The sequence below is a fragment of the Nonomuraea terrae genome, assembly GCF_044465245.1.
Lineage (GTDB): Bacteria > Actinomycetota > Actinomycetes > Streptosporangiales > Streptosporangiaceae > Nonomuraea > Nonomuraea terrae.
The window spans coordinates 1258596-1284434 of the sequence record NZ_JBITLL010000001.1 but is presented as its reverse complement, the minus strand read 5'-3'; the positions used below and the strand labels follow the sequence as shown (position 1 = coordinate 1284434).

The 25839-nt window shown below is 71.6% G+C and carries 26 protein-coding genes and 1 pseudogene; 16 read left to right on the top strand and 11 right to left on the bottom strand.

Going from position 1 to position 25839, the window contains the following annotated elements; all coding sequences use genetic code 11:
- Positions 1 to 35 precede the first annotated feature (35 nt).
- Entirely contained in the window at positions 36 to 632 is a 597-nt protein-coding gene (locus ACIBP6_RS06025; RefSeq protein WP_397049197.1) for a response regulator transcription factor, read from the top strand.
- Between the two features lie 111 nt (positions 633 to 743).
- Here the strand turns inward: ACIBP6_RS06025 and ACIBP6_RS06020 are convergent, their stop codons facing one another.
- Positions 744 to 1859: a PP2C family protein-serine/threonine phosphatase gene (locus ACIBP6_RS06020; protein ID WP_397049195.1), complete on the bottom strand. Its 1116-nt coding sequence runs from the start codon at positions 1857 to 1859 to the stop codon at positions 744 to 746.
- Positions 1860 to 1977: 118 nt separating this feature from the next.
- On the opposite strand from ACIBP6_RS06020, the gene ACIBP6_RS06015 reads away from it, so the two are divergent.
- Both ACIBP6_RS06015 and ACIBP6_RS06010 read left to right on the top strand, forming a co-directional pair.
- Positions 1978 to 3207 carry a GNAT family N-acetyltransferase gene (locus ACIBP6_RS06015; RefSeq protein WP_397049193.1) on the top strand — a complete coding sequence of 410 codons (1230 nt, stop codon included), beginning with the start codon at positions 1978 to 1980 and terminating at the stop codon, positions 3205 to 3207.
- A gap of 36 nt (positions 3208 to 3243) precedes the next feature.
- Positions 3244 to 3423, top strand: coding sequence for a hypothetical protein (locus ACIBP6_RS06010; RefSeq protein ID WP_397049191.1), 180 nt, complete (start codon positions 3244 to 3246; stop codon positions 3421 to 3423).
- Here the strand turns inward: ACIBP6_RS06010 and ACIBP6_RS06005 are convergent.
- Entirely contained in the window at positions 3387 to 3854 is a 468-nt protein-coding gene (locus ACIBP6_RS06005) for a ribose-5-phosphate isomerase (RefSeq protein ID WP_132614586.1), read from the bottom strand. The two genes, ACIBP6_RS06010 and ACIBP6_RS06005, sit on opposite strands and share 37 nt — an antisense overlap.
- A 91-nt stretch (positions 3855 to 3945) precedes the next feature.
- On the opposite strand from ACIBP6_RS06005, the gene def reads away from it, so the two are divergent.
- Positions 3946 to 4431 carry a peptide deformylase gene (gene def, locus ACIBP6_RS06000; RefSeq protein ID WP_397049189.1) on the top strand — a complete coding sequence of 162 codons (486 nt, stop codon included), beginning with the start codon at positions 3946 to 3948 and terminating at the stop codon, positions 4429 to 4431.
- Positions 4432 to 4440: 9 nt separating this feature from the next.
- Complete coding sequence (locus ACIBP6_RS05995; RefSeq protein WP_132614582.1) at positions 4441 to 5172, top strand: SDR family oxidoreductase; 732 nt, start codon at positions 4441 to 4443, stop codon at positions 5170 to 5172.
- Positions 5173 to 5223: 51 nt separating this feature from the next.
- Here the strand turns inward: ACIBP6_RS05995 and ACIBP6_RS05990 are convergent, their stop codons facing one another.
- Both ACIBP6_RS05990 and ACIBP6_RS05985 read right to left on the bottom strand, forming a co-directional pair.
- Entirely contained in the window at positions 5224 to 6627 is a 1404-nt protein-coding gene (locus ACIBP6_RS05990; protein WP_397049187.1) for an aldehyde dehydrogenase family protein, read from the bottom strand.
- A 127-nt stretch (positions 6628 to 6754) separates the two neighbouring features.
- Complete coding sequence (locus tag ACIBP6_RS05985) at positions 6755 to 7375, bottom strand: mycothiol-dependent nitroreductase Rv2466c family protein (RefSeq protein ID WP_397049185.1); 621 nt, start codon at positions 7373 to 7375, stop codon at positions 6755 to 6757.
- 90 nt (positions 7376 to 7465) lie between these two features.
- Between ACIBP6_RS05985 and pepN the strand changes: the two genes are divergently transcribed.
- The 3 genes from pepN (at position 7466) to ACIBP6_RS05970 (ending at position 12659) form a co-directional block, all read left to right on the top strand.
- Entirely contained in the window at positions 7466 to 10003 is a 2538-nt protein-coding gene (pepN, locus tag ACIBP6_RS05980) for an aminopeptidase N (protein ID WP_397049183.1), read from the top strand.
- A gap of 295 nt (positions 10004 to 10298) precedes the next feature.
- Positions 10299 to 11657: a serine/threonine-protein kinase gene (locus tag ACIBP6_RS05975; RefSeq protein WP_397049181.1), complete on the top strand. Its 1359-nt coding sequence runs from the start codon at positions 10299 to 10301 to the stop codon at positions 11655 to 11657.
- Between the two features lie 51 nt (positions 11658 to 11708).
- Positions 11709 to 12659: a hypothetical protein gene (locus ACIBP6_RS05970; protein ID WP_397049179.1), complete on the top strand. Its 951-nt coding sequence runs from the start codon at positions 11709 to 11711 to the stop codon at positions 12657 to 12659.
- On the opposite strand, the gene ACIBP6_RS05965 is transcribed toward ACIBP6_RS05970, so the two are convergent.
- Entirely contained in the window at positions 12660 to 13022 is a 363-nt protein-coding gene (locus ACIBP6_RS05965; protein WP_397049177.1) for a DUF5130 family protein, read from the bottom strand.
- A gap of 7 nt (positions 13023 to 13029) precedes the next feature.
- On the bottom strand, positions 13030 to 13320 hold the full coding sequence (locus ACIBP6_RS05960; RefSeq protein WP_397049175.1) for a hypothetical protein: 291 nt from the start codon (positions 13318 to 13320) through the stop codon (positions 13030 to 13032).
- Between the two features lie 228 nt (positions 13321 to 13548).
- Between ACIBP6_RS05960 and ACIBP6_RS05955 the strand changes: the two genes are divergently transcribed.
- Positions 13549 to 14376, top strand: a complete 828-nt coding sequence (locus ACIBP6_RS05955; RefSeq protein ID WP_397049173.1) for a nuclease-related domain-containing protein — start codon at positions 13549 to 13551, stop codon at positions 14374 to 14376.
- Here the strand turns inward: ACIBP6_RS05955 and ACIBP6_RS05950 are convergent.
- Complete coding sequence (locus tag ACIBP6_RS05950; protein WP_397049171.1) at positions 14361 to 15053, bottom strand: TetR/AcrR family transcriptional regulator; 693 nt, start codon at positions 15051 to 15053, stop codon at positions 14361 to 14363. The genes ACIBP6_RS05955 and ACIBP6_RS05950 overlap by 16 nt on opposite strands.
- A gap of 96 nt (positions 15054 to 15149) precedes the next feature.
- On the opposite strand from ACIBP6_RS05950, the gene ACIBP6_RS05945 reads away from it, so the two are divergent.
- The 4 genes and pseudogenes from ACIBP6_RS05945 to ACIBP6_RS05930 form a co-directional block, all read left to right on the top strand.
- Complete coding sequence (locus ACIBP6_RS05945; RefSeq protein ID WP_397049169.1) at positions 15150 to 15935, top strand: thioesterase family protein; 786 nt, start codon at positions 15150 to 15152, stop codon at positions 15933 to 15935.
- A 221-nt stretch (positions 15936 to 16156) separates the two neighbouring features.
- On the top strand, positions 16157 to 17995 hold the full coding sequence (ilvD, locus tag ACIBP6_RS05940; RefSeq protein ID WP_397049167.1) for a dihydroxy-acid dehydratase: 1839 nt from the start codon (positions 16157 to 16159) through the stop codon (positions 17993 to 17995).
- Positions 17996 to 18100: 105 nt separating this feature from the next.
- Positions 18101 to 18601, top strand: coding sequence for a helix-turn-helix transcriptional regulator (locus ACIBP6_RS05935; protein ID WP_397049165.1), 501 nt, complete (start codon positions 18101 to 18103; stop codon positions 18599 to 18601).
- Positions 18602 to 18650: 49 nt separating this feature from the next.
- A pseudogene (locus ACIBP6_RS05930) lies at positions 18651 to 19412 on the top strand (serine hydrolase); the annotation flags it as partial.
- Between the two features lie 206 nt (positions 19413 to 19618).
- Here ACIBP6_RS05930 and ACIBP6_RS05925 read toward each other — a convergent pair.
- Genes ACIBP6_RS05925 through ACIBP6_RS05915 form a run of 3 tightly spaced genes read right to left on the bottom strand, consistent with a single transcriptional unit; the run spans position 19619 to position 21194 of the window.
- Entirely contained in the window at positions 19619 to 19822 is a 204-nt protein-coding gene (locus tag ACIBP6_RS05925) for an FmdB family zinc ribbon protein (RefSeq protein ID WP_132614704.1), read from the bottom strand.
- Between the two features lie 19 nt (positions 19823 to 19841).
- The gene (locus tag ACIBP6_RS05920; RefSeq protein WP_397049163.1) at positions 19842 to 20642 is read right to left on the bottom strand and encodes a GNAT family N-acetyltransferase; all 801 of its coding nucleotides are present in this window, start codon (positions 20640 to 20642) and stop codon (positions 19842 to 19844) included.
- Positions 20643 to 20687: 45 nt separating this feature from the next.
- A complete protein-coding gene (locus tag ACIBP6_RS05915; protein WP_397049322.1) occupies positions 20688 to 21194 on the bottom strand; it encodes an HNH endonuclease in 507 nt (168 codons plus the stop codon).
- A 283-nt stretch (positions 21195 to 21477) separates the two neighbouring features.
- Between ACIBP6_RS05915 and ACIBP6_RS05910 the strand changes: the two genes are divergently transcribed.
- Genes ACIBP6_RS05910 through ACIBP6_RS05900 form a run of 3 tightly spaced genes read left to right on the top strand, consistent with a single transcriptional unit; the run spans position 21478 to position 24687 of the window.
- Complete coding sequence (locus tag ACIBP6_RS05910; RefSeq protein WP_397049161.1) at positions 21478 to 23535, top strand: prolyl oligopeptidase family protein; 2058 nt, start codon at positions 21478 to 21480, stop codon at positions 23533 to 23535.
- Positions 23536 to 23543: 8 nt separating this feature from the next.
- Entirely contained in the window at positions 23544 to 24335 is a 792-nt protein-coding gene (locus ACIBP6_RS05905) for a helix-turn-helix domain-containing protein (protein ID WP_397049159.1), read from the top strand.
- Between the two features lie 4 nt (positions 24336 to 24339).
- Positions 24340 to 24687: a VOC family protein gene (locus ACIBP6_RS05900; protein ID WP_397049157.1), complete on the top strand. Its 348-nt coding sequence runs from the start codon at positions 24340 to 24342 to the stop codon at positions 24685 to 24687.
- 68 nt (positions 24688 to 24755) lie between these two features.
- Here the strand turns inward: ACIBP6_RS05900 and purU are convergent, their stop codons facing one another.
- Positions 24756 to 25610 carry a formyltetrahydrofolate deformylase gene (purU, locus tag ACIBP6_RS05895; RefSeq protein WP_397049156.1) on the bottom strand — a complete coding sequence of 285 codons (855 nt, stop codon included), beginning with the start codon at positions 25608 to 25610 and terminating at the stop codon, positions 24756 to 24758.
- Between the last annotated feature and the right edge of the window lie 229 nt (positions 25611 to 25839).

Here is a 25839-nt window from a genome sequence, read left to right as displayed (position 1 = left end):
AACGATCACCCTAGGAGACGACCGAGGGGGACGTCTTGATCCGGATACTCATCGCCGAACACCTGCTCTTGGTGCGCCGTGGCCTGCTCGCCACCCTCGAGACCGAGCCCGGCCTGTGTGTCGTCGCCGAGGTCGGGCACGCGGATGAGGTGGTCGGCGCCGCGCTGGCCGGCGAGGCCGATGTGGCCGTCGTCGACCTCGGCCTGCCCGGCCCTCCCGCGGCCGGCCTGCTCGCCGAGCAGGTGCCGCGCTGCCGGGTGCTCATCCTGTCGGCCCACCCCAACCCCGCCCAGGTGCGCGAGGCGCTCGCCGGGCCGGCGCTGGGCTTCATGAGCCTCTGCGTGGCGCCGGAGCGCCTGGCCGAGGGCGTGCGGCAGGTCGCCGCGGGACACCGGGCCATCGAGGCGGAGGTCGCCGTGGCCGCGCTCAAGTGCGCGACCAACCCGCTGACCAGGCGGGAGCTCGACGTGCTGCGCATCGCCGCGGGCGGCGCGCGTTCCGCGGAGATCGCCGACGAGCTCTTCCTGTCGGTCGGCACCGTCCGCAACCACCTGTCGCGGATCATGTGCAAGACCGGCGCGCGCAACCGGCTCGACGCCGTGCGCATCGCCAGTGACTACGGGTGGCTGTGAAGGGCTCCGGCGGAGCCGCGCCGCTCAACCGGAGCCCGACGCCCTAGAGGATTTCAGGCAAGGCGAGCCCCCGGCCAGTGACCGTCATCACGACCTGACCCGTGTGAAACGTCATGGACGCCAGATGAGCACCAGCGCGCAGTCGTCGTTGTGACCCGAGGCCATGGCGTTGACCAGCGCGCGGGCGCCGTCGCGAAAGCCCGACGGCAGCAGCCGCTCGGCCTCGCCGAGCAGCCGGTCGAGACCGGCGTCGATGTCGCGCCCCGGCTGCTCGATCAGCCCGTCGGTGTAGAGCAGCAGCGCGTCACCCTTGCGCAGGGTGCCGCTGTCAGGCTCGCAGTGCAGGTCGGGCACGACGCCGAGCACCACGCCCTTGGCCGAGGCGGTCTGCCAGTTGCCCGTGCCCGCGTCGAACTTCACCACCGGCGGATGCCCGGCCGAGGTGATCGTGTAGTCGCCGGTGGCGAGGTCGAGGCGTACGTGGACCGCGGTCACGAAGCCTTCGTCGCCGCGCTGGCGGTGCAGGTAGGCGTTGCAGGCGGGCAGGAAGTCGTCGACGGAGCCGAGCAGCCCGCCGAACGTGCCCGACAGCAGCAGCGCCCTGGTGCCGGCGTCGACGCCCTTCCCGGAGACGTCGACCAGCGCGATCTCGACGGAGTCGTCGTCGCGCATGGAGACGAGGAAGTCGCCGCCGAACGACGAACCGCCCGCCTGCTTGAGCACGACCTTGCCGCCCCAGTCCTTGGGCAGCGGCGGCAGCTCGCCCTGGCTCTTGAGCCGGTCGCGCAGCTCCAGCAGCATCGCGTCGCCGCGCAGCCCCTGCACGCCGAGCTTGCCCCTGGTGCGGGCCATGAGCACGGCGAGCACGGTGGTGAACACGATGGTGACGGTCAGCCCCAGGCCGATCCGGTTCGCCCCCAGCGTGAAGGCGATGTAGCCCAGCGAGGCGCCCACGCCCACCAGGAGCTTGACAAGGCTGCGCAGCCGGAGCTGGAGCCCGCCGACCAGGGTGACGAGGATGAGCAGCGACGGCGAGAACCACTCGGTCGAGACTTCGGCCGCGAGCACCCCGATGACCAGGGCCAGCGTGACGAGCGTGACGAGCAGGTTGCGGTCGCGGGCCAGCAGCACCCGCCGGACAAACCGGACAATAGGCACCAGAAAAGGAACCCGCACCAGTACAGCGCGGACCCGGGGCGGGATCAGCGGCGCCGTACGGGAACTCATGATGCGCCTGACTGTATCGGTCTCACCCATGTTTGGGCAGCCCACTTGACCAACGCCTTGATCGTTAAGCACGGATATTCGGTGGCCCATCCGCTTTGCCCGCTCATAACGTGGACAGATGACGTTTCCCATCCGTCCGGTCGCCGAGTCCGAGTGGCCGGCACTCACCCGCGTCCTCGAAGAGGCGTTCGGCTGGACCCCGCATCCCGAGCAGTCCGCACGGTTCAAGGCGCAGACCGAGTTCGACCGCACGATCGGCGCCTTCGACGGCGACCAGCTGGTCGGCGCGGCCGCCGCCTTCAGCCTCTCGATGACGGTCCCCGGCGGACGTCTGCCGGTCGCGGGCGTCACCTCGGTCAGCGTGCTGCCGTCCCACCGGCGCCGCGGCGTGCTGTCCTCCCTGATGCGCACGCAGCTGGCCGACGTGCGCGAGCGCGGCGAGCACGTCGCCGCCCTCTACGCCTCCGAAGCCTCCATCTACGGCCGGTACGGCTACGGCCGGGCCAGCAGCGAGCTCTCCTTCCACCTGCGCAAGCCCGATGCGGCGTTCGTGCGCGAGTGGCCGCAGGACCCCTCGCTCAGGCTCAGGATCGTCAAGCCCGCCGACGTCCGTTCCGACCTGGAGAAGCTGTTCGCCTCCCTCGTGGCCCGCCGCCCCGGCCGCTACGAGCGCCCCGAACTGGTCTGGGACGCCGTGCTGGCCGACGAGGAGTACGACCAGCGTGGCGCGGGCCCGCTGCGCTCGGTGCTGGCCGAGGACGACGGCGGCGTGCGCGGCTACGCGCTCTTCCGCGTCAAGACGTCCTGGGACGCCCACGGCCTTCCCGACGGCGAGCTGAAGCTCCAGGAGCTGGAGGCGGCCGATCCGGCGGCCTACGCCCTCCTGTGGCGCAGCGTGCTCGAACGCGACCTGGTCTCCCGGGTGGAGGCGGGCGGCCGCCCGGCGGACGACCCGCTCGTCGCGCTGCTGGCCGACCCGCGCCGGTTGCGCGCCGAGGTGGCGGACGAGCTGTGGGTACGCCTGGTCGACGTGGACCAGGCGCTGGCCTCCCGCGCGTACGCGGCGCCCGTGGACGTGGTGATCGAGGTCGAGGACGACGTGTGCCCGTGGAACGCGGGGCGCAGGCGGCTCACCGCCGGCCCGTCGGGCGCGGTGTGCGGGCCCGTGGACGACGCGCCGGACGTGACGCTGCCGGTGGCGGCGCTGGGGTCGGCGTACCTGGGCGACGGCCAGCTCGGCGAGCTCCTGCAGGCGGGGCTGCTGCGCGAGCACTCCCCCAGCGCGGTGCGGGCGCTGGCCGCCGCAATGTCGTGGAGCCCGAAGCCGTGGTGCGGGCTGACCTTCTGAGGGCGCCGGGCCCGATTCCGGCGTAGTGTCGAGGACATGGCGCTGCAGAGTCTTCAGATCACCGCGGTCGTCGCCATGCGCGCCCGCGACGTTTCGCGGCCGTCGAAGGAGCAGCAGGAGGCCGCCGACCGGCGGCCCCTGCGCGACGAGGTGCCGAGGCGCGACTCCCGGCGCAAGGGTCAGGGCAGCGAGGGCAGCTGGCCGATCGTCTCGTAGCTGGCGAGCTGGGCGATCCGCCGGCTGTGGCGCTCACCGCCGGAGAAGGCGGTGTTGAGGAAGGTCTCCACGAAGCCGGTGGCCTCGTCGGTGGAGTGCATGCGGGCGCCGACGCTGACGACGTTGGCGTTGTTGTGCTCGCGGCCCAGGCGAGCGGTGTCGTCGCTCCAGGCCAGCGCGGCGCGGATGCCGCGCACCTTGTTGGCGGCGATCTGCTCGCCGTTGCCCGACCCGCCGATGACCACGCCGAGGCTGCCGGGGTCGCCCGCCACGCCCTCGGCCGCACGCAGCACGAACGCGGGATAGTCGTCCTCCGCGTCGTAGACGAAGGGACCGCAGTCGATCACCTCGTGGCCGTGGTCCTTCAACCAGGACACCAGGTGGTTCTTGAGCTCATAGCCGGCATGGTCGGCACCGATGTAGACACGCACCTGTCCAGTCTTCCACAGCCTCGGCGATGCGGCTCGCCCGACTAGAGTAAGGGTCTCTATGGTTGTCCAGTCCTTACGAAAGCAGAGAGCCATGCGAGAGATCCGCATCGTCGGCGACCCGGTCCTGCGCACACCCGCCGAACCGGTGACGGACTTCGACCGCGAGCTGCGCCGGTTGATCGACGAGATGTTCGAGGCCATGTACGCGGTCGAGGGCGTGGGCCTGGCCGGCCCCCAGATCGGCGTTTCGCGCCGGCTGTTCGTCTACGACATCAGCGGGCGCAAGGGCCATGTGATCAATCCGGTCCTGACCGTCGACGACCCGGAGGAGGTGCTCGACGAGGAGGGCTGCCTGTCGGTGCCCGACCGCCGGACGCGCCGGCCGATCTACGCCACGGTCGGGCGCGCCTCGGGCGTGACCGTCGAGGGCGTCGACCGGCTGCAGCGGCCGGTGCGCGTCAAGGCCCGCGGCTCGCTCGCCCGCTGCTTCCAGCACGAGACCGAGCATCTCGACGGCAAGCTGTACGTCGATCGCCTGCCGCGAAACGAGGCCCGCGAGATCATGCTGCGCACGTAGGTTGGCGGCATGAGCGTACTTTCTGGAAAGGGCGCAGTGGTCACCGGCGGCTCCCGGGGCATCGGCAGGGCAGTCGTCGAGCGGCTCACCGATGACGGCGCGCAGGTCGTCTTCTGCTACCGGAGCTCCGACGAGGCGGCGCAGGAGGTCGCCAAGGCGACGGGCGCGCATCCCGTACGCGCCGATCTGGGGAGCAGGGCCGATCTGGAGCGGTTGTTCGCCGAGGCGGAGGCGCGGCTGCCCGGTCTCGACATCCTGGTCAACAACGCCGCCACCAGTGAGGGGCACAAGTCCGTCGCCGACCTCACCGACGACGAGTACGACCGGGTGTTCGCGGTCAACACCCGCTCGGTCTTCCTGGCCCTGCGGTGGGCGGCGCGGGCGATGCGCGACGACGGGCGCATCATCACCATCTCCACGCTCAACACCAAGATCCCCGCGCCGGGCCTGTCGCTCTACTGCGGCAGCAAGGGGGCCGTCGAGCAGTTCACCAAGGTGGCCTCGCGCGAGCTGGGCGGGCGTGGCATCACGGTCAACACCGTCTCCTCCGGCGCCACCGACACCGACATGCTGCGGGGCGCCAACCCGCCGGAGGCGCTGGAGCGCACGCCGGCGTTCACGGCGCTCGGACGGCTGGGCCGCCCCGACGACATCGCGGCGGTGGTCGCCTTCCTGGCCGGCCCCGACGGACGCTGGGTCACCGGGCAGAACCTCCTGGCGACCGGTGGCCTGTTCGTCTGACGGCTGCTGCGGCCGGCGCGGCGAGCCCCACACCCGCCGCGCCCGCGAGCGCTACAGCTGCAGCGCCTTGACCTCCAGATACTCCTCGAGCCCGTGTTCGCCGAGCTCGCGGCCCACGCCCGACTGCTTGTAGCCGCCGAAGGGCGCGAGCGGGTTGAACCGGCCGCCGTTGACGGCGACCTGGCCCGTGCGCAGCCGGCGGGCGACCGCGAGCGCGCGGTCCTCGGTGGCCGCCCAGACGGCGCCGGCCAGGCCGTACTTCGTGCCGTTGGCGATCTGAACGGCCTGTTCCTCCGTGGTGTACGGGATCAGCGACAGGACCGGCCCGAAGATCTCCTCCTGCTCGATCGTCATGCCGGGCTCCACACCGGCGAACACCGTGGGCTCGACGTAGAAACCCCGGTCGTGCGGCCGCTCGGTGCCGCCCGTCACCAGCCTGGCGCCCTCCTCCTGGCCCCGGTTGATGTAACGGACCACGCGGTCGCGCTGGGCCGCCGACACCAGCGGGCCGAGCTTGGTGGACTCGTCGAACGGGTCGCCCACGCGGTAGCCGCGGGCCAGCTCGACGGCCAGGCCGACGGCCTCGTCGTAGCGGTCGCGCTGGACGAGCATGCGCGACCAGGCCGAGCAGGTCTGGCCGGCGTTGACGAAGCAGTTGGCGACGCCCACCTTGACGGCGAGGTCCAGGTCGGCGTCGGGCAGGATGATGTTGGCCGACTTGCCGCCGAGCTCCAGCGCCACTTTCTTGACCGTCTCGGCGGCCAGCGCGGCCACCCGGCGGCCGGCGGCGGTGGAGCCGGTGAAGGAGACCATGTCGACGTCGGGGTGGGCGGCCATGGCCTCGCCGACGACCGGGCCGCGCCCGCTGACCAGGTTGAACACTCCCGGCGGCAGGCCCACCTCGTCGAAGATCTCCGCCAGCGCGTACGCCGCCAGCGGCGCCACCTCGCTCGGCTTGAGCACCACGGTGCACCCGGCGGCCAGCGCGGGGGCCACCTTGCAGACGATCTGGTGCAGCGGGTAGTTCCACGGGGTGATCGCGGCGACGACCCCGACCGGCTCCTTCACCACCAGGGAGTTGCCGACCCGGGTCTCGCGGGGATGGCTCTCGGCCAGCTGCGCGTAGGAGGCCAGGACGTTCGCCGGCATGAGCGTCTGCACCCTGAGCGCGAAGGCCAGCGGGGAGCCCATGTCGGTGGCGATCGTCTCCGCCACCTCGTCCGAGCGCTGTTTCAGCAGCTCGGCCGCTTCGCCGAGCAGCTTTCCGCGCTCGGCGGCGGCGGTCTGCGACCAGGCCGGGAACGCTCGCCTGGCGGCTTCGACCGCCGCTTCGACATCGTCGGGTGAGCCCGCCGGCACCCGGTCGATGATCTCTTCCGTGGCCGGGTTGACGACTTCGATGGGCTCGTCCGATGCCGAAGCGGTCCAGGAGCCGCCGATGTACAGCTGACGCATGGTCCCATCCTGACAGTCGTACGGGAGACAATGCGAGAGCTCGTCGCGACCCGGGGATAAGCCTTTTCCACCGTTACCGGCTTATCCCCCGCCGGAAATACCCCTTTTTTAACTTAAAAGGGATATATCACTCGAACGTCGGCCGCTTGGTGCGTGTGCGCTTCAGCTCGAAGAAGTCGTCGAACGACGTGACCGCGAGCACGCCGTCCCACAGCCGGCCGGCCTCCTCGCCACGGATGATCTTGGTGATGACGGGGCCGAAGAAGGCGTTGGACCCGACGCGGATGATCGGCGTGCCGACCTCCTGGCCGACCAGGCCGATGCCCTCGTCGTGGGAGGCGCGGATCGTGGCGTCGTACTCCTCGGAGCGCATCGCGTCGGCGAGCCCGGTGTCGAGGCCGGCGTCGGTGAGCGCGCCCTCGATGACCTCGCGCAGCCGCTCGGGCTCCTTGCTCATGCCCTGGTTGTGCAGCCGCGTGCCGATGCCGGTGTAGAGCTGCCCGATGACCTGCTCGCCGTGCTTGGCGGCGGCCGCGGCGATCACCCTGACCGAGCCCATGGCCTTGGCGGCCCTTTCGAGGTAGTCGGCGGGGACGTCCTTCTCCTCGTTGAGGAAGTACAGCGACATCTGCCGCCAGCGCGGCTCGATGGGGCGTACCTTCTCGACTTCGAGCAACCAGCGGGACGTGATCCAGGCGAAGGGACACGAGGGGTCGAACCACAGGTCCACGGGAATCTTCTCAGTCATGTGTGGCCATAACCTGAGGTGGTTCTGGTCCTATTCCCTGGCATGGCAGGATACGGACAACCCCGACGAAGTGGTGAAAAGGAGCGCATCTTGGCAGGCAACCTGACCCGGGACGAAGCGCGCGAGCGTGCCCGGTTGCTGACGGTCGAGTCGTACGACGTCGCCCTCGACCTGACGAAGGGAGACGAGCGCTTCGACAGCGTCACGACGGTCCGCTTCACCAGCGCCGCACCGGGCGCTGCCACCTTCATCGACCTGCACGGCGCCGTCGTCCGCAAGGTCACGCTCAACGGCGAGGACCTCGACGTGGCGGCGTACGACGCGGAGAAGGGGCGTTTCCCGCTGCCCTCGCTCGCCGCGTCCAACGAGCTCCGGGTCGAGGCCGGCTGCGCGTACATGCGCACCGGCGAGGGTCTGCACCGCTTCGTCGACCCGGTCGACCAGAAGGTCTACCTGCACAGCCAGTTCGAGACGGCCGACGCGCACCGCATGTACGCCTGCTTCGACCAGCCCGACCTCAAGGCCACCTTTCAGCTGACGGTGGCGGCGCCGGGCGACTGGGAGGTCGTCTCCAACGCCGCCGCCTCCGGGGTCGAGGACGCCGGCGCGGGCGCCAAGCGGTGGACGTTCCCCCCGACGCCGGTCATGTCCACCTACATCACCGCGCTGGTGGCGGGGCCGTACCACAAGGTGACCTCCGAGCACGACGGCATCCCCCTGGGGATCTACTGCCGGGCCTCGCTGGCCGAGCACCTCGACGCGGACAACATCCTCGACGTCACCCGGCAGGGCTTCGACTTCTTCCACCGGGTCTTCGGGCTGCGCTACCCCTTCGGGAAGTACGACCAGCTCTTCGTGCCCGAGTTCAACGCCGGCGCGATGGAGAACGCCGGCTGCGTGACCTTCCTGGAGGACTACGTCTTCCGCTCCCGCGTCACCGACGCGGTCGTCGAGCGGCGCGCCGAGACGATCCTGCACGAGATGGCGCACATGTGGTTCGGCGACCTCGTCACCATGCGCTGGTGGGACGACCTGTGGCTGAACGAGTCGTTCGCCACCTACATGTCCGTGCTCGCCCAGGCCGAGGCCACGCGGTGGGGCAAGGGCGCGTGGACCACGTTCGCGAACGTGGAGAAGGCCTGGGCCTACCGCCAGGACCAGCTGCCCTCCACCCACCCCATCGCCGCCGACATCCCCGACATGCAGGCCGTCGAGGTCAACTTCGACGGCATCACGTACGCCAAGGGCGCCTCGGTGCTCAAGCAGCTCGTGGCCTACGTCGGCCTGGACAACTTCCTGGCCGGCGTGCGCGACTACTTCGCCGAGCACGCCTGGGGCAACACCGAGCTGAAGGACCTGCTCAACGCCCTGGAGCGCACGTCCGGCCGCGACCTGTCGGCCTGGTCGAAGGAGTGGCTGGAGACCGCCTGGGTCAACACGCTGCGCCCCTCCTTCGAGGTGTCCGACGGCCGCTTCACCTCGTTCGAGGTGCTGCAGGAGGCCCCGGCCGACTATCCGACGCTGCGCTCGCACCGCGTCGCGATCGGCCTGTACTCCCTGACCGGCGGCGAGCTGACCCGTACCAAGCGGGTCGAGCTCGACGTGGTCGGCGCGCGGACGAAGGTGGCCGAGCTGGTCGGCGAGGAGCAGCCCGACCTGGTGCTGCTCAACGACGACGACCTGACGTACGCCAAGATCCGGCTCGACGACGGCTCGCTGCGCACGCTGGTCGACGGCGGCATCGCGGCGTTCACCGAGTCGCTGCCGCGCGCCCTGTGCTGGTCGGCGGCCTGGGACATGACGCGCGACGGCGAGATGTCCACGCGCGACTACGTCCGGCTGGTCGTCTCCGGCGCCGGCACGGTCAGCGACATCACGGTCCTGCAGGCGGTGCTGCGCCAGGCCCGCCAGGCCGTCCAGCAGTACGCCGACCCGGCCTGGCGGGCCGAGGGCATGGCGCTGCTGGCCAAGGAGCTGCGCTCGATGTTCACCGCGGCGAAGCCTGGCTCGGACCACCAGCTCGCCTTCCTGCAGGCGTTCGCGCCGGTGGCGACCTCCGACGACGACCTGGCACTGCTGCAGGGCATCCTCGACGGCACGGCGGTGCCCGAGGGCCTGGCCGTGGACGCCGACCTGCGCTGGGCGCTGGTGCACGCGCTGGTCACCGGCGGCAGGCTGGGCGAGGCCGACATCGCGGCCGAGCTGGAGCGCGACGCCACGGCGACGGGTGAGCGCTCGGCCGCGCTGTGCCGGGCCGGGATCCCGACGCCGGAGGCCAAGGCGGCGGCGTGGGAGCGCATCGTGGGCGGCAAGCTGGCCAACCACATCGCCCGTACGACGATCAACGGCTTCCAGGACCCGCACCACCCCGAGCTGCTGGCGCCGTACCGGGAGAGGTACTTCGCCGAGGTGGGGCGGATCTACCGGGAGTGGACGTTCGACCAGGCGTCGTCGTTCGCCATCGGGTGCTTCCCCGCGCTGCTCATCGAGCCGGCGACGGTCGAGGCCGCGAACCGGTTCCTGGAGGACGGCGAGGTGCCGCAGGCGCTGCGCCGTCTCGTCCTGGAGGGCGCCGACGGCGTCAGCCGCGCGCTGCGCAACCGCGAGAAGGACGCCGCCTCCGCCTGACCCCCTCCTCATGGCACGACAAGGCCCTCGCCCACCCCGGGCGGGGGCCTTCCGCTTCGGTGGCTGGGGCGACAGAACCTGATGTTTCCGAAGTGACGGTTTACCTCCCAGAGGGTGAGCGGATCGATGTTTGGACCGGACACTCCCTGGACGGCGGCCGGAAGGTGACCCGCCCGCCGAGCTGGACCGGCCCACCGTGCTCCGCGCCGCCGCGCACCGGCGCCGCCCGGCCTCGGCGTTCGCCGACTGAGCGGACTTGCCGGTGGGGGCTGACCCGCGGTGTTAGCCTCGAAACGTGCTTGGCGCGGGGACCACCCTCATCGACCGCTACGTGCTCGGAGACCGCCTCGGCGGCGGCGGCATGGGCGAGGTCTGGCGTGCCGACGACCTGGTCCTCGGGCGCGCGGTCGCGGTCAAGGTGCTCATGCCCGCGCTCACCGAGAACCCCGCCTCCGCCCAGCGCTTCCAGAACGAGGCCAGGGCCATGGCCACGCTCCGGCACCCGGGCGTGGTCGACGTCTACGACTACGGCACCACCGAGGTGGAGGGCCGCCGCGTCAGCTTCCTCGTCATGGAGTACGTCAGCGGCGAGTCGCTCGACCGCGTCCTGCGGCGCGGCCCGCTCGGCCCGGAGGCCACGATGCGGCTGGTCGCCGAGGTGGCCGACGCGCTGGCCGCCGCCCACGCGCAGGGCATCGTCCACCGTGACGTCAAGCCGGCCAACCTCATGGTCAGGCCCGACGGCCGCGTGGCGCTCACCGACTTCGGCATCGCCCACTCGGTCTCGGCCGGGCATCTGACGGCCACCGGCACGATGCTCTGCTCGGCCGGCTACTGCGCCCCAGAGATGGCCAGCGCCAGCGACGTGACCCCGGCGGTCGACGTCTACGCGCTGGGCGTGGTGGCGTACGAGTGCCTGACCGGGCGGCTGCCGTTCCAGGGCGACACTCCCGTACAGATCATCTTCAAGCACCTCAACTCCCCGATCCCGCGGCTGCCCGACGACGTGCCGCCGGGGCCGCGCCACGTGGTGGAGCGGGCGCTGGAGAAGGCGCCCGACGCGCGCTGGCCGAGCGCCCCGGCGATGGCCGAGGCCGCGCGCCGCGCGCCGGCCTCGCCCCTGGCCCTCTCCGCGGCCCCGCCTCCGGCCCCATCCCCCGCCGCGCTCTCGACGTCGCCGGTCGGGATCGACGCGTCGCGCCGCCGGCGCACGCTGCGAGCGGCGCTGACCATGGTGGCGGCGGTGGCGGCGACCGCGGGCGTGGCCGGGTTCGTCTGGCTGCGGCCGGCCGAGCCCACCACAGGCACCCAGGTCGTCCAGCCGCCGAGCATCAGCGGCACCCCCGTCGATCTCGCCCCTGCCACGCCGTCGGTCGTCCGGGAGGAGCCCGCGTCGCCGGCCAAGCGCTCGTCCACGCCCCGGGCCACCCCCACGGCGCCCAAGCCGCGGCCCACCACGAGCGCGCCCGTCACCACCCCGGCCACGACGCCGCCGCCCACTCCCACCACCTCCCAGCCGGAGCCGGAGCCCGAGCCGTCGCAGGAGCCGTCCGAGCCTCCCCCCACGCCGCCGGGCCCCGAGGAGCCGACGGCCGAGCCCACGCTCAGCCGCCCGTCGGGCGAGTTGCAGTGCGTCCGTTCGCCCTGCTTCTGACACCCGAGCGGGATGTCCGTGATCGCACGCAGATCGTGAGAAAGTCGTCGAGTGGACTCGACTCGTGACCTTCTCGTGGCCCTTGCCCGTAGATATGCCTTCTCCGACCTCGGTGCGCTGACATCGGACCCGGTGGTGGCGGAGGTCTGCGAGTTCGGGCACCGGCTGCTCTCGCTCGACGCCGAGGACTTCGCTGCCGAGGCCCGGGGCGTGCCCGCCGACCTGCGGCGCAGGGCGCGCGCCTGCCACATGCCGCAGACGCCGCGCGAGCAGCCGCGTGGGGCGCTGGAGTCGCTGCGGCCGGCCTATGGGCTGCTGCTGGAGGTCATCGCCGTGCGGTGGCACCGACGCGAGCTGAGCCCCATGATCGCCGCGGTCCACATCGCCGGCGAGTACCTGCCGCTGCTGGCGTTCGAGCCGCACCTCGGCCACGCCGGGGACCCGGCCCGCTGGCCGGAGGGGCTGAGCGCGCCGGGGAGCAGGTTCGGCGTGATCGGCGATCGCGAGTGTGACCACACGAAGTCGGAGCAGTCGGCCACCAACAGGACGCTGCGGGTGGCGGCCGAGCCGGCCGAGGGGTGGCGGGCGTACTTCGACCGGCAGCACAGCCAGGTGGCGGGGGCGCTGGGTGTGTGCGTGTCCGCCTGCCGCAACCCGTGCACGGCCATGGACTGGATCGAGCCGGAGCCGCGCGCCGACCTGCAGACGCGGGCGCGTACGGCGCTGGCCTTCGGCGAGACGCCGCTCGTCCGGCTGCGTCACGCCGCGCCGGTGGGGCACGGGTTCGGGGTGCCGTCGCCGGAGGAGGTGCTGGACGCCTGGGAGCGCAGCCGGGCCGCCCTCGACAAGAACCCGGTCGGCACGGCGGCGCTGAAGGACGACGGGTTCCCGCTGCCGGGGCTGCCGTCGTTGTTCTCGGCGATCGCCGAGGCCGACATCCAGCCGGCGACCCTGCTGAACGGCGTCAGCGAGCACATCGCCGCCCTGCTCGAACGCGGGTGACTACCGGCGGGCGGTGGCCTGCTCACCGAGGGCGGCGATGCCGTGCAGCAGCCCGCCGACGAGGTCTCCCGCGCCGAACGCGGTGGCCATCGACATCGCGACCATCCGGCAGGTGCCGTCGGAGAGCCTGCGCCGCGCGTTCTGCCCGGTGACGATCTCCAGGCCGCGGCCGTTGAGGTCGACCAGCACCACCACGGCGTCGTCGGCCTCCTCGCCCAGGGCGGCGTGCAGGCGTTCGGCGAAGTGGCGGCGCCCGTCCTCCGGCTCGCCGAGGAACAGCCCGAAGCGCAGCCCGCTGCGCCGCTCGGCGATCAGCAGGGCCTGCCTGACGTCGTCGGCCTGGGGTGCGGTGAGCGGTCGCATGGCCTGCTCACCATCCCGCCGAGGCGCCGCCGGTGCGGCCGCCGGGCTCGGCGGTCTCGGCGGCGGCCACCCAGTCGTTCTCGGGCCTGTCCGCCCAGCGCGGCACCGCGTCGGTCAGCACCGGGTCGGACGTGCTCACCCCGCCCTCGCTCCGGCCGGGGCCGCCCAGCCAGACGGGGCCGGAGTCGATGTGGCGCGGCGTGCCGCGTCCCGGCACCATGATCAGCAGGCTGATCAGGACGAACAGCCCCATGGATATCCCGATGAGAACGAGCAGAATCTCCGTCGCGCTGTTCACAAGACGACCGTAGACCGCGCAAGGTGGGCGGGCCAGACCCATGTCGTGCCGTACATGATCGGGACGCCCTCCAGCGGGTTAGGATCCATGGTGTCGCAGGGCATCTCTAGAGAAGATGAACCTAAGACATACCCCGAAATCCTGGGTGGAACACGATGAGCCGGGCCATAAAACTATGGACGCGGCAACACTAGGAAACGTTTCGATCTCCGAGTTACGGTGAGTTACGTGGACTCCGACAACCAGCGAGAAGACGGTCACAATGCGTCACCGATCTGGGTGAGCGACCGGCCTGAGAGCGAGCAGACCGCCACCGCGAAGCCCTCGGCGCCCACCTCCACGTACGCGCCGGTGGAGCGCGCGTCCGTGGGGACCCTGCTGCAACAGCCGCGCTTCCGCCGCCTGCGCAACCGCGCGATCCTGGCGGTCGTCGTCGGCGTCGTGGTGGGGTTCCTCGTGGCCGACTGGCGCATCGGCGTGACCGCCGGGGTGATCGCGGCCATCGCCGAGGCGGTCTACCGGGCCCGCACCAACTCCTCCGTGCCGGCCTGGCGGCGCACGTCCGTGGCCGAGCGCCGCACCGAAGGGCAGCTGCGCAAACTCGAGCGCAACGGCTACCGCACGCTGCACGCCAGGGCGATCCCGGGCAGCGAAGCCCAGATCGACCACCTCGTGGTGGGCCCGACGGGCGTGTACGCGGTCGACTCGGAGAAGTGGGACAAACGCCTGCCCGTACGCGTCCAGATGGGCAAGAAGCTCTTCCACGGCCCCTTCGACAAGAAGGAGCGCCTGACCGAGGCCAGGTGGGAGGCGACGCAGGCCAGCGAGCTGATCAGCAAGGCGTTCGGCCGAGAGATCACGGTGGTGCCCTCCCTGGCCATCTACGGCCCGCCCGTGCCATGGAAGATCATGACCATCCGCGGCGTGGACGTCTACCAGGGCGACCGTGCGCGCAGGTGGATCACCAAGCGGGAGCGGGCGCTGACCGACGCTGAGATCGACCGGATCTACGACATCGCCGCCCAGGTGCTGCCCGCCCGCTACGGCGAGGACTGATTCTCACCGGCCGCCAGCTCCGCGCCGAGGGCGTCGAAGCGGGCGGCCAGCTCGGCGCTCGGCGGCAGGTCGCGCGGCAGCCGGGAGTACAGCGCCGTACCGAACCCGGCCACGCGGACGACGCGGTCGATCAGCGCCTCGCGGTCGGGCCACGGGAACGACGGCTGCGCGATCAGCAACGAGGCGCAGCCGTGCAGGGCCGACCACAGGCCGAGCGCGATCTCCTCGGGGTCGCCCGCCACCACGCCCGTCTCCATGCAGGCCGACACGGCGCCCACCATGTGGCCGAACGCCTCGGCCGCGGCCGGCGGCACTCCGGGCGAGCCTGACGGGCGCATCATCAGCACGCGGTACTGCACCGGATGGTCGAGGGCGAACCGGATGTACGCGCGTGCGCACCTGCCCAGGGCCAGCCACGGGTCGCCGCCGAAGTTGTCGCGGACCAGCCGGCCCAGCTCTCCCCACACGCGCATGCAGACCGCCTCGACCAGGGCCTCCTTGCCGGCGAAGTGGAGGTAGACGGCGGGCGTGGACACGCCCGCCCTGGCGGCGACGGCGCGCACCGTCAGGGCGTCCTCCGTGCCGGCCTCGGCCAGCAGCTCCTCTGCCGCGCCGAGGATCTCCTCGCGGAGCAGCGCTCCCTCTCCTCGCTTGGCGCGTACGCGTCTGGTGGTCACGCACCGAAGGTTGACACCGTCAGGTTAACGATGTCAATCTGAGCGCTTTGGTGGAAGGGATTGCTAAATATGGGGACATTTCAAGAAGCAACCACATTGACCACCCGGGGGGACGGCGCCGTCGGCGTCACGCTCGACGCGCAATGGAGCATCGGGACCCGGCTGCACGGCGGCTACCTGCTGGCCGTGCTGGCCAGAGCCGCGCGCGAGAGCGCGGGGGCCGGGCATCCGCATGTCACGGCGGTCACCGGCTCGTTCATCGGGCCACCCGACCCGGGCGAGGCGATGGTGCGGGTCGAGACCCTGCGGATCGGCAAGAGCGTGGCCCAGACCAGGGCGTCACTGATACAACAGGGCCGTACGTGCGTCGAAGCGCACGTCACGCTGGGCCTGCTGAGCGACTCCGACCCTTGGTGGTCGGCGCACGAGCCGGTGGACATCCCGCCCGAGCACGAGTGCTTCCGGGTGCCCGTCGAGCCGCCCGGCCTCGGCGTCCAGGTGCCGCTGATGGGCGTGCTGGAGGAGCACATCCACCCGGGCCACATGGGCTTCGCCTTCGGTGAACCGGCCCAGAACGGTGTGATCGCTACCTGGCAGCGGCTGGCGGACGGCTCCGACTGGGACCCGGTGAGCCTGCTGGTGACGCTCGACCCGGGGCCGCCGATCGCGTCGGAGCTGGGGCTGATGGGGTGGTTCCCGACGATCTCGCTCTCCGCGTACATCCGCAGGCTGCCCGCCCCCGGGCCGGTCCGGGTCCGGCTGTCGGCCACGGACGTCGGCGGCGACCGCATGGACCAGTCGGTCAGCGTCTGGGACTCCAAGGACCGCCTGGTGGGCCAGGCCAGCCATCTCACCGGCGTGCGGCTGCCCGCCGGACGGTAGCCGGGGCCCGGCCGGCGCGCTCCCTCGGGCGGTCTATCGTGAGGGGGAACGTGCCGGCCCGGGCGAAACCGTCGACATGGCTGTCCCGTGGCTCATCGGAATCTCCCACCCACGAGTTCCGGCACACGTTCCGGCGACGACCGTCCGATCCGTGGACACGCGTCTCAGTCGCCGGGCAGTGGTCGTACCATGTGAAGACTCGCCAACGATGGGAGATGCGAATGCCCGCCCTCAGGTCACGTACAGTCACCCACGGCAGGAACATGGCCGGTGCCCGGGCCCTGCTCCGGGCGACCGGCGTAGCCGGGAGCGACTTCGGCAAGCCCATCATCGCGGTGGCCAACAGCTTCACCCAGTTCGTGCCGGGTCACGTGCATCTGCGCGAGGTCGGCGACGTGGTGTCGGCGGCGATCAGGGAGGCGGGGGCGATCCCCCGCGAGTTCAACACGATCGCGGTCGACGACGGCATCGCGATGGGCCACGGCGGCATGCTGTACTCCCTGCCCTCGCGCGAGCTGATCGCCGACGCGGTCGAGTACATGGTGGAGGCCCACTGCGCCGACGCCCTGATCTGCGTGTCCAACTGCGACAAGATCACGCCGGGCATGCTGCTGGCGGCGTTCCGGCTGAACATTCCGACGATCTTCGTCTCGGGCGGGCCCATGGAGGCCGGCAAGACGCCCGGCAAGAAGCTCGACCTCATCGACCCGATGATCGCCTCCGCCGACGACTCCGTCTCCGACGCCGAGCTGCTGGAGATGGAGGAGAACGCCTGCCCGACCTGCGGCTCCTGCTCCGGCATGTTCACCGCCAACTCGATGAACTGCCTCGCCGAGGCCATCGGCCTGGCGCTGCCCGGCAACGGCACGATCCTGGCCACGCACAAGGCGCGCAAGAAGCTGTTCGAGGACGCCGGCCGCCAGCTCGTCGAGATCACCCGCCGCTACTACGAGGAGGACGACGAGTCGGTGCTGCCGCGCTCGATCGCCACCCGTGAGGCGTTCGAGAACGCGATGGCGCTCGACGTGGCGATGGGCGGCTCGACCAACACGATCCTGCACATCCTGGCCGCCGCCCGCGAGGCGCAGGTCGACTTCGGGCTCAAGGAGATCAACGAGATCTCGCAGCGGGTGGCCTGCCTGTGCAAGGTCGCCCCGGCGACGAACAAGTACCACGTCGAGGACGTCCACCGCGCCGGCGGCATCCCGGCCATCCTGGGCGAGCTCGACCGCGCGGGGCTGCTCCACCGCGACGTGCCCACCGTCAACGGCGGCACGCTCGCCGACCTGCTGGCCGCGTGGGACGTCCGGTCGCCGTCGGTGAAGCCTGAGTCCGTCGAGCTGTGGCACGCGGCGCCCGGCAACGTCCGCACGGTCAAGCCCTACTCGCAGGACAACCGCTGGGACACCCTCGACCTCGACCGCGAGGCGGGCTGCATCCGCGACATCGAGCACGCCTACAGCGCCGACGGCGGCCTGGCCGTCCTGTACGGCAACATCTCGCGCGACGGCGCGGTGGTGAAGACGGCCGGCGTCGACGAGTCGATCTGGACGTTCAGCGGCCCAGCGGTGGTGTTCGAGTCGCAGGAGCAGGCGGTCGAGGGCATCCTCGGCGGGCGCGTCAAGGCGGGCGACGTGGTGGTCATCCGCTACGAGGGCCCCAAGGGCGGGCCCGGCATGCAGGAGATGCTCTACCCGACGTCGTTCCTCAAGGGCAAGGGCCTGGGCAAGGTGTGCGCCCTGGTCACCGACGGGCGCTTCTCCGGCGGCACCTCCGGGCTGTCGATCGGCCACGCCTCGCCCGAGGCGGCCGAGGGCGGCGCGATCGCGCTGGTCGAGAACGGCGACATCATCGACATCGACATCCCCGGCCGCTCGATGGAGCTGCGGGTGCCCGAGGCCGAGCTGGCCGCGCGGCGCGAGCGGCTCCTGGCCGAGCTGGGCGGATACCGTCCGCGTGACCGCAACCGGCCGGTGAGCGTGGCGCTGCAGGCGTACGCGGCGATGACGACGTCCGCCTCGACGGGCGCCTCCCGCGACCTGTCCCAGCTGTCCCGCTGATTCGCACCCGTACGGCAGGTGACTGGGTTCTCGCCTGCCGTACGGGCCCCTGGAACCCCGCACAGGTTTTCGAAAAATGTCGGTCGGGATCCCTATTCTTGGGGTATGACGACAGTCGTGAAGCACGATTCCCGCCCGCTGACGACCGCCGAGATCGCCGCCCTCGCCCTCTCCCTCGCTCACCTCGGATCGGGCCCCCAGGCCGTCACCGCCAGGCGCGGCCTGCAGCACGCGTTCGAGCACCTGGAGCTCGACGACGACGTCATCGCCACCACGCTCACGACCCTCACCGAGCCGCTGCCCTCCGACGTCGCCTCCCGGGCCCGGCTCATCGCCGACGCCATCACCAGCCGTCTCATGGTCCGCCTCCACTACCGCGACGCCTCGGGCACGATCACCGTGCGCGACGTCGAGCCGGTGACCTGCCTGGTCCACCGCGAATACTGGTATCTCGTGGGCGTGTGCCGGATGCGCCGGGCGATCAGGGCGTTCCGGTTCGACCGGATCATCGCGGTCGAGCCGACGCTCATGCCGTCCCGTCCGCATCTGGCCGACCGGTTCCTGCCGTTCCAGCGGCGTAAGCGGCGCACGACCGCGGCCGCGTAAGCCTCCATAACTGGCCGAGCTTTGACCGGGTCCGCCCCCGGCCGTTGGGATGGCGGATGGCAGGCTCCCGCACATGCGCGTTCGGGAGTTCACGCTGTTCGCCTTCCTGCTGGCCGCGTTGCCCGGCTGCGCGCTGCGGGCAGATTTGAGGGCGGACCCGACGGCGCCGCAGCAGGTCTTCGCGCTGCCGGCGGCCGAGCGGCGAGCCCTCGACCGGGCACTCGGCCGTTACCTGCGCGATCGTCCCGGGCGGGCGGCGCTGGCCGTCTACGACCGCACGACCGGGATCAGGTACGCCTTCCACGAGCGGGCGCCGTTCGTGCTGGCCAGCGTGGCCAAGGTGGACATCCTGCTGGCGTTCCTGATGGCCAAGGGCGGCGAGCGGCTGAGCGGGCTCGAACGCCGGCTGGTCTCCTGCATGATCCGCCACAGCGACAACACCTGCGCGCGCCTGCTGTACGTGACCGTCGGCGCGCGGTGGGGCCTGGCGCGGACGCTGCACCGGATCGGCGCGCACCACACGCGGCCCGGCCCCGGGTTCCTTTCGGGGTGGACGCGCAGCCTGCCGTCGGACCAGGTCACGGTGCTGGAGCGACTCACCGACCCGCAGGGCCCGCTTTCCGCCCGTGCCCGGCGCTACGCCCTGGAGCTCATGTCGTCGGTGGCGCCGTCACAGGCGTGGGGCGTCGGCACCGTCGTGCGGACGGGTGAGGTGGCGCTGAAGAACGGCTGGCTGCCGACCGAGCTGCACGACGGCCTGTGGACGGTCAACAGCGTGGGACTGCTCGACGTGCGCGGGCACGAGCTGCTGGTCGCGGTGTTGTCGGAGCGCAGCCCTGACATGCCGACCGGCGTCGACACCGTCGAACGCCTCGCCCGGCTGGTGGTGCGGGCGCTGGCCGAGGAGGAGATCGTCGACGAGGGTGTGCGGCTGGCCGTGGCCCGGCGGCTGGCCGGCAGCCGGGCCTTCCGTGAGACGTGGGCGTACCCGCGCCCCGGCCCTACCCCCGCGGCCGGTCAGGACGCGCAGCACCCACCGCCGCAGCAGCCTCCGCCGGCGCGGGGCGCGGCCGCACCGCCCGTCATGGCGACGGTGGACAGCAGCTTCACCGTGTCGTCGTGACCCTCGGGGCAGGTCGCCGGAGCGTCGGAGGCGGACATGGGACGGGACACCTCGAACGTCGAACCGCAGGAGCGGCAGCGAAAGTCATAGCGCGGCATGGCACCAAGGGTAACCGCATCACCTGGCGTAGGTCAGGTGGGCGTAGTCGCAGACCGGGCGGTAGCCGATGGACCGGTAGACGGAGTTGCTGGTCGGGTTGGCCAGGTCGGTGAAGAGCACGACCTGCTCGCAGTGTTCCGCCAGGCCGGTCCGTCCGGCGTACGCGGTGACGGCCGCGCCGTAGCCGCGTCGGCGGCGCGAGGGCGGCGTGTAGACGGGCCCGATGCGGCAGACCCCGCCGCACGACGGGGAGAGCGCGGCGAGCGAGACCGGCGCCCCTTCGTCCTCCCAGAGGAACAGCTCGCGGCCGGACAGCCGCCGGGCCACCTGCTCGGCCACGTCGGCCTCGCCCATCCCCACCTCGGCGCCGAAGGCGTGGTACCAGCTCACCAGCAGCGGGAAATCGCCCGGGACGGCAAGTCGTCCCCGGCCGGGCACGTCGGGGACGGTGAGCCGCTCCAGGCGGTAGAGCCGCTCCGAGACCACCCTGGACGGCTCCCCGAGCAGGCGCACCGCCTCGGAGGTCACCTCCACGGGGCCCACGAGCTCGGGCAGGTCGCCGTCCAGCGCCTCGACGAGCGGGGACACCGCCTCGACCGGCACCGCGAAGAGCCCGACGGGATGCGGCGGTGTGTGGAAGACCGCTCCAAGAACCTCGCCCCCGGACGTCCACCACCCGAAGTGGGGATCCTTCACGGGCATGCCCGCCCGCAGGTTGGCGAGGACGGTGAGGGGAACGGTGTTACGCACGGGGTCGCCGAGCAGAAAGGGCTCGGCGACCGCGGCGTACTCCTCGACGTCTGAGGTGAAGGTCCACATGCCTGCTCATGCTGTCAGGCGGCGGACCTCCCGCTCAATGCCGTTTCAGGCGGCCGCCTCGAGGTAGGGCGCCCATTGCGGGTCGCCGACGAGCGAGGCGCCGATGAGCCGCCAGTGGGCGCCCCGTGGCACCGCGGGGCTGACGCGCAGTGTCCACCCCAGCTCCTCCAGGTACTTGTCGGCCTTCCTGTGGTTGCAGCTGACGCAGGAGGCGACGCAGTTCTCCCACGTGTGGGTGCCACCCCTGGACCTCGGGATGACGTGGTCGATGGTCTCCGCCTTCTGCCCGCAGTAGGCGCAGCGGTAGTCGTCGCGCCGCATGAGGGCGGCCCTGGTCAGCGGGATGCGGGATCGGTAGGGGATGCGGACGTATCTGCGGAGCCTGATCACCGAGGGCACGTCGAGCGTGCGGCTCGCGGAGCGCAGCACCGCGCCCCTGCCGTCGCGGTGGACGACGTCGGCCTTCTCCCGCAGCACGAGCACGATGGCCCGGTGGAGCGAGAGCGTGGTCAGCGGCTCGTAGGTGGCGTTGAGCAGCAGGACTTGGCGCATCATCGGGCCTCTCCCTGCCGCGCGGGTATCAAAGGGGACATGCCGCGGCATGTCCCGACTGTCGGCCCCTCCTGGGGCACTCGTGCTTCCGTCACGTGGACCTCCGCCGGACGGCCCAGCGGATGGTCACCACGGCACCGTCCTGTCACCAAGTCTGGCGTTTGCACCGTGGTCCCCGCCACCCCAAAAATCTCAGGCCCGGGATGACTGGAGGGACGCACGGTACGTTTTATGCCCCCTCTACCAGCGCTTTACGCATCACCGTTGGCATAGGGTTCCCTGCATGACGCGAGAGCCGTACCCGAGCGCACGCCGCGAAAACATCACCGACATCCTGCACGACACGCCCGTCCCCGACCCGTACCGGTGGCTCGAGGATCCCGACGGCCCCGAGACCAAGGGGTGGCTGCTCGCGCAGGCCGAGTTGTACGCCAAGGAGCGGGGGCCGCAGCGGTTCAAGAGCCGCATCGCCGAGCTGCTGAGGTCGGGCTCGGTGGGCGTCCCGGCCTGGCGCGGCGGGCGCTCCTTCTTCTCCCGGCGCACGCCCGACCAGGAGCACGCCGTCTACTACGTGGTCGAGCCCGACGGCACCGAGCGGGCGCTGATCGACCCGATGGCGATCGACCCGTCCGGGGTGACCACGCTCGACGCGGTGCAGCCCGACAAGGAGGGGCGCCTGCTGGCGTACCAGATCTCGGTGGGCGGCGACGAGGAGTCGGTCCTCTATGTGATGGACGTCACCACCGGCGAGCGGGTCGAGGGGCCGATCGACCGCTGCCGCTACTCCCCGATCGCCTGGATGCCGGGCGGTGAGGCGTTCTACTACGTCCGCCGGCTGCCGAGCACCGAGGTGCCGGAGAACGAGACGCAGTTCCACCGTCGCGTCTACCTGCACCGGGTAGGCACCTCCACCGAGGACGACGTGATGATCTTCGGCGAGGGCCTGAAGATGACCAACTACTACGGCGTCTCGGTCTCGCGCGACGGCCGCTGGCTGCAGGTGTCGGCCAGCGAGGGCACCGCGCCGCGCAACGACCTGTGGGTCGCCGACCTGACCGCCTCGCCGATCGACCGTCCCGAGCTGAAGGTCGTCCAGGAGGGCGTGGACGCGCAGACCGGGCTGGTGTTCGGCCGCGACGGCAGGCTCTACGTCCACACCGACCGCGACGCGTCGCGCGGGCGGGTGTGCGTCACCGACCCGGCGACGCCGGGCTTCGAGGCGTGGCGCGACCTGATCCCGCAGGACCCGGAGGCGGTGCTGTCCGACTTCGCGATCCTCGACGACCTGGAGCGCCCGGTCATGCTGGTGGGCTGGACCCGCCACGCGATCAGCGAGATCACCGTCCACGACCTGGAGACCGGCGAGCGCGTCGGCGAGGTGCCGACGCCGGGCCTCGGCACGATCGGCGGCATCTCCGAGCGCCCTGAGGGCGGTCACGAGGCGTGGTTCGGCTACACCGACAACACCACGCCGCCCACGATCCAGCGCTACGACGCCAGGACGGGCGAGACCACGCTCTGGGCGGCCTCCCCCGGCGCCGTCGAGGTGCCGGAGGTCCGCACGGAGCAGGTCGTCTACCAGTCGCACGACGGCACCGACGTCCGCATGCTGATCATCGCGCCGGCCGACGAGGCGAGCGGCCCGCGCCCGACCGTCCTGTACGGCTACGGCGGCTTCGGCCTGTCCATGACCCCCGGCTACTCCGCGTCGATCCTGGCCTGGGTGGAGGCGGGCGGCGTCTACGCCATCGCCAACCTGCGCGGCGGCGGCGAGGAGGGCGAGGACTGGCACCGCGCCGGCATGCTCGCCAACAAGCAGAACGTGTTCGACGACTTCCACGCGGCCGCCGAGCACCTCATCGCCACCGGCGTCACCACGCCGCAGCAGCTCGGCATCTCCGGGGGCTCCAACGGCGGCCTGCTGGTGGGCGCCGCGCTGACGCAGCGCCCCGAGCTGTACGCCGCCGTGGTCTGCTCGGCGCCGCTGCTCGACATGATCCGGTACGAGAAGTTCGGCCTCGGCGCCACCTGGAACGTCGAGTACGGCTCCGCCGACGACCCCGAGCAGTTCCGGTGGTTGCTGGGCTACTCGCCGTACCACCACGTCCAGGAGGCGGTGGCCTACCCGGCGACGTTGTTCACCACGTTCCAGTCCGACACGCGGGTGCACCCGCTGCACGCGTGGAAGATGTGCGCGGCGCTGCAGCACGCCTCGACGGCGGACCGGCCGGTGCTGCTGCGCAACGAGGCCGAGGTGGGGCACGGCGCGCGAGCGGTGAGCCGCACGGTGGACCTGTCGGCCGACACGCTGACGTTCCTGGCCCGGCACACCGGCCTGTAGCCGAGACCATGAGCGCGCCGGGGCCCGTCATGGTGGAGGCCGCCCCCAGCGCCGCGCTCCGGCCGTACGTCACGCGGCTGTGCGCGTTCCGCGAACACTACGCGGCGCCGGTGACGCGGTCGGAGGCGGCCATGCCGGGGGCGGTGCTCGTGCTGGCGTTCGGCGCGCCGATGGAGGCCGGCGGGCGGCCGGTCACGGCGTTCACGGGCGGGCTCGGCGACCGGTTCATCGTCACGCGCACGGCCGGGCCGATCGAGGGCGTCGAGGCGGTGCTCACGCCGTTCGGGGCCAGGAGGTTGTACGGCGTCCCGATGCGCCACCTGACGAACCTGGTCGTGCCGGTGAGTGACCTGCTGGGGCCGTGGGCCGGCCTGCTCGTCGAGCGGCTGGCCGGCACGCCGTCGTGGCGGGAGCGGCTGGCGCTGACCGACCGGCTGCTGCGTGAGCGCATCGCGGCCGGTCCCCCGCTGCGGCCGGAGGTGCCGTGGGCGTGGGCGCGCCTGCTGGAGTCCGGCGGGCGGGTGAGCGTGTCGTCGCTGGCCGGGGAGCTCGGCTGGAGCCACCGCCATCTGGTCGCCCGCTTCCACGACCAGGTGGGGCTGCCGCCGAAGACGGCGGCCCGGGTGATCAGGTTCGCGCGGGCGCGGCGGCTGCTGGGGTCGGGCGTTGCCATCGCCGAGGCCGCCGCCGCGTGCGGCTTCTACGACCAGGCACACATGAACCGGGAATTCCGGGTGCTGGGCGACATGACGCCAGGTCAGATTCGTCCAAGACCGGCCGGCGCGGGCTCGGCATCCTGAGGTCATGCGCACTGTTTACGCACTGGCTCGCAGTCACGACTGCCAGGCCGCGATCGACTTCCTGACCGCCGCGTTCGGGTTCCGCGTGCACGAGGCGTCCAAGGACGACTCGGGCGCCGTCCACCACGCCGAGCTGCTCGTCGGCGACGACATCGTCATGCTCGGCCGGGGGAGACCGGGAGGGCCGGGGATCTACGTCGCGGTCGACGACGTCGACGCCCACCACGACCGGGCGAAGGCCGCCGGCGCGGTGGTCACCATGGAGCTCGTGGACCAGCCGTACGGGTCCCGCGAGTACGCCTGCAAGGACCCGCAGGGCAACCTCTGGCACTTCGGCACATACCGCCCGTGAAGCTCCGGCCGAGCCGAGCGGGTCGTTCACCCGCTCGGCCGGCCGGCACCGGCCCTCGCCGGCGGGCGTCAGCGCGGGAAGATGACCGTCTTGTGGCCGTCGAGGAGGACGCGCTGCTCGGCGTGCCACTTGACCGCGCGGGCCAGCACCAGCGACTCCACGTCGCGGCCGATCGCCACCAGGTCCTCGGGCGAGTGGCTGTGGTTGACCCGGGCCACCTCCTGCTCGATGATCGGCCCCTCGTCGAGGTCGGAGGTCACGTAGTGGGCCGTGGCGCCGATGAGCTTGACGCCGCGGTCGTAGGCCTGGTGGTACGGCTTGGCGCCCTTGAACGACGGCAGGAACGAGTGGTGGATGTTGATGGCCCGCCCCGCCAGCTTCGCGCAGAGGTCCTGCGACAACACCTGCATGTAGCGGGCCAGCACGACGAGGTCGACCTGGTAGTGCTCGACCAGCGCCAGCACCTCGGCCTCCTGCCGGGCCTTGGTCTCCGGGGTGACCGGCAGGTGGTGGTAGTCGATGCCGTACGACTGCGTGAGCGGCCGCAGGTCGGGGTGGTTGGAGACGACGGCGGCGATCTCGATGTCGAGGGCCTTGGAGCGCACCCGGTAGAGCAGGTCGTTCAGGCAGTGGTCGAACTTGCTCACCATGATCAGCACCCGCGGCTTCCCGGCCACGTCGCGCAGGGTGAACTCCATGCCGAAGTCGGGCGCGAGCGCGGCGAAGGCGGCGTTGAGCTCGTCCTCTCCGGGCGGCGCCGCGAACTGCACCCGCATGAAGAACCGCTCGGCCACCCGGTCGCCGAACTGCTGGCTCTCGATGATGTTGCATCCGCGGCCCGCCAGCAGGCCCGAGACGGCGGCCACCACGCCGGGGCGGTCGGGGCAGGACAACGTCAGGATGTATGCGGCGGGGCTGGTCATGACTTCACTCTCGCGGACGTGGACGGTGCGGCTCCTGGGCCTCGATCGAGGGTACCCGCGGTGACGGTCTCCCGGTGAGCGCTTCGGGGGCGCGGGTCTTTCGCCCAATCTCGGGTAGTTATCTGACATTACGGAGCAAAACACCAGAATTCGGGGTGGCAGGACGGGGAACCACTGCCGCCTTTCTTGGCCATGAATGAGCCTTCCAAGGTCGTAGGAGAGTGGAGCA

Bases quoted from the DNA above. Each gene is read 5' to 3' on its own strand.
- ACIBP6_RS06020 (WP_397049195.1), bottom strand. From the start codon at position 1,859: ATGAGTTCCCGTACGGCGCCGCTGATCCCGCCCCGGGTCCGCGCTGTA.
- ACIBP6_RS06015 (WP_397049193.1), top strand. From the start codon at position 1,978: ATGACGTTTCCCATCCGTCCGGTCGCCGAGTCCGAGTGGCCGGCACTC.
- ACIBP6_RS06010 (WP_397049191.1), top strand. From the start codon at position 3,244: ATGGCGCTGCAGAGTCTTCAGATCACCGCGGTCGTCGCCATGCGCGCC.
- def (WP_397049189.1), top strand. From the start codon at position 3,946: ATGCGAGAGATCCGCATCGTCGGCGACCCGGTCCTGCGCACACCCGCC.
- ACIBP6_RS05995 (WP_132614582.1), top strand. From the start codon at position 4,441: ATGAGCGTACTTTCTGGAAAGGGCGCAGTGGTCACCGGCGGCTCCCGG.
- ACIBP6_RS05990 (WP_397049187.1), bottom strand. From the start codon at position 6,627: ATGCGTCAGCTGTACATCGGCGGCTCCTGGACCGCTTCGGCATCGGAC.
- ACIBP6_RS05985 (WP_397049185.1), bottom strand. From the start codon at position 7,375: ATGACTGAGAAGATTCCCGTGGACCTGTGGTTCGACCCCTCGTGTCCC.
- ACIBP6_RS05965 (WP_397049177.1), bottom strand. From the start codon at position 13,022: ATGCGACCGCTCACCGCACCCCAGGCCGACGACGTCAGGCAGGCCCTG.
- ilvD (WP_397049167.1), top strand. From the start codon at position 16,157: ATGCCCGCCCTCAGGTCACGTACAGTCACCCACGGCAGGAACATGGCC.
- ACIBP6_RS05935 (WP_397049165.1), top strand. From the start codon at position 18,101: ATGACGACAGTCGTGAAGCACGATTCCCGCCCGCTGACGACCGCCGAG.
- ACIBP6_RS05925 (WP_132614704.1), bottom strand. From the start codon at position 19,822: ATGCCGCGCTATGACTTTCGCTGCCGCTCCTGCGGTTCGACGTTCGAG.
- ACIBP6_RS05920 (WP_397049163.1), bottom strand. From the start codon at position 20,642: ATGTGGACCTTCACCTCAGACGTCGAGGAGTACGCCGCGGTCGCCGAG.
- ACIBP6_RS05915 (WP_397049322.1), bottom strand. From the start codon at position 21,194: ATGCGCCAAGTCCTGCTGCTCAACGCCACCTACGAGCCGCTGACCACG.
- ACIBP6_RS05910 (WP_397049161.1), top strand. From the start codon at position 21,478: ATGACGCGAGAGCCGTACCCGAGCGCACGCCGCGAAAACATCACCGAC.
- ACIBP6_RS05905 (WP_397049159.1), top strand. From the start codon at position 23,544: ATGAGCGCGCCGGGGCCCGTCATGGTGGAGGCCGCCCCCAGCGCCGCG.
- ACIBP6_RS05900 (WP_397049157.1), top strand. From the start codon at position 24,340: ATGCGCACTGTTTACGCACTGGCTCGCAGTCACGACTGCCAGGCCGCG.
- purU (WP_397049156.1), bottom strand. From the start codon at position 25,610: ATGACCAGCCCCGCCGCATACATCCTGACGTTGTCCTGCCCCGACCGC.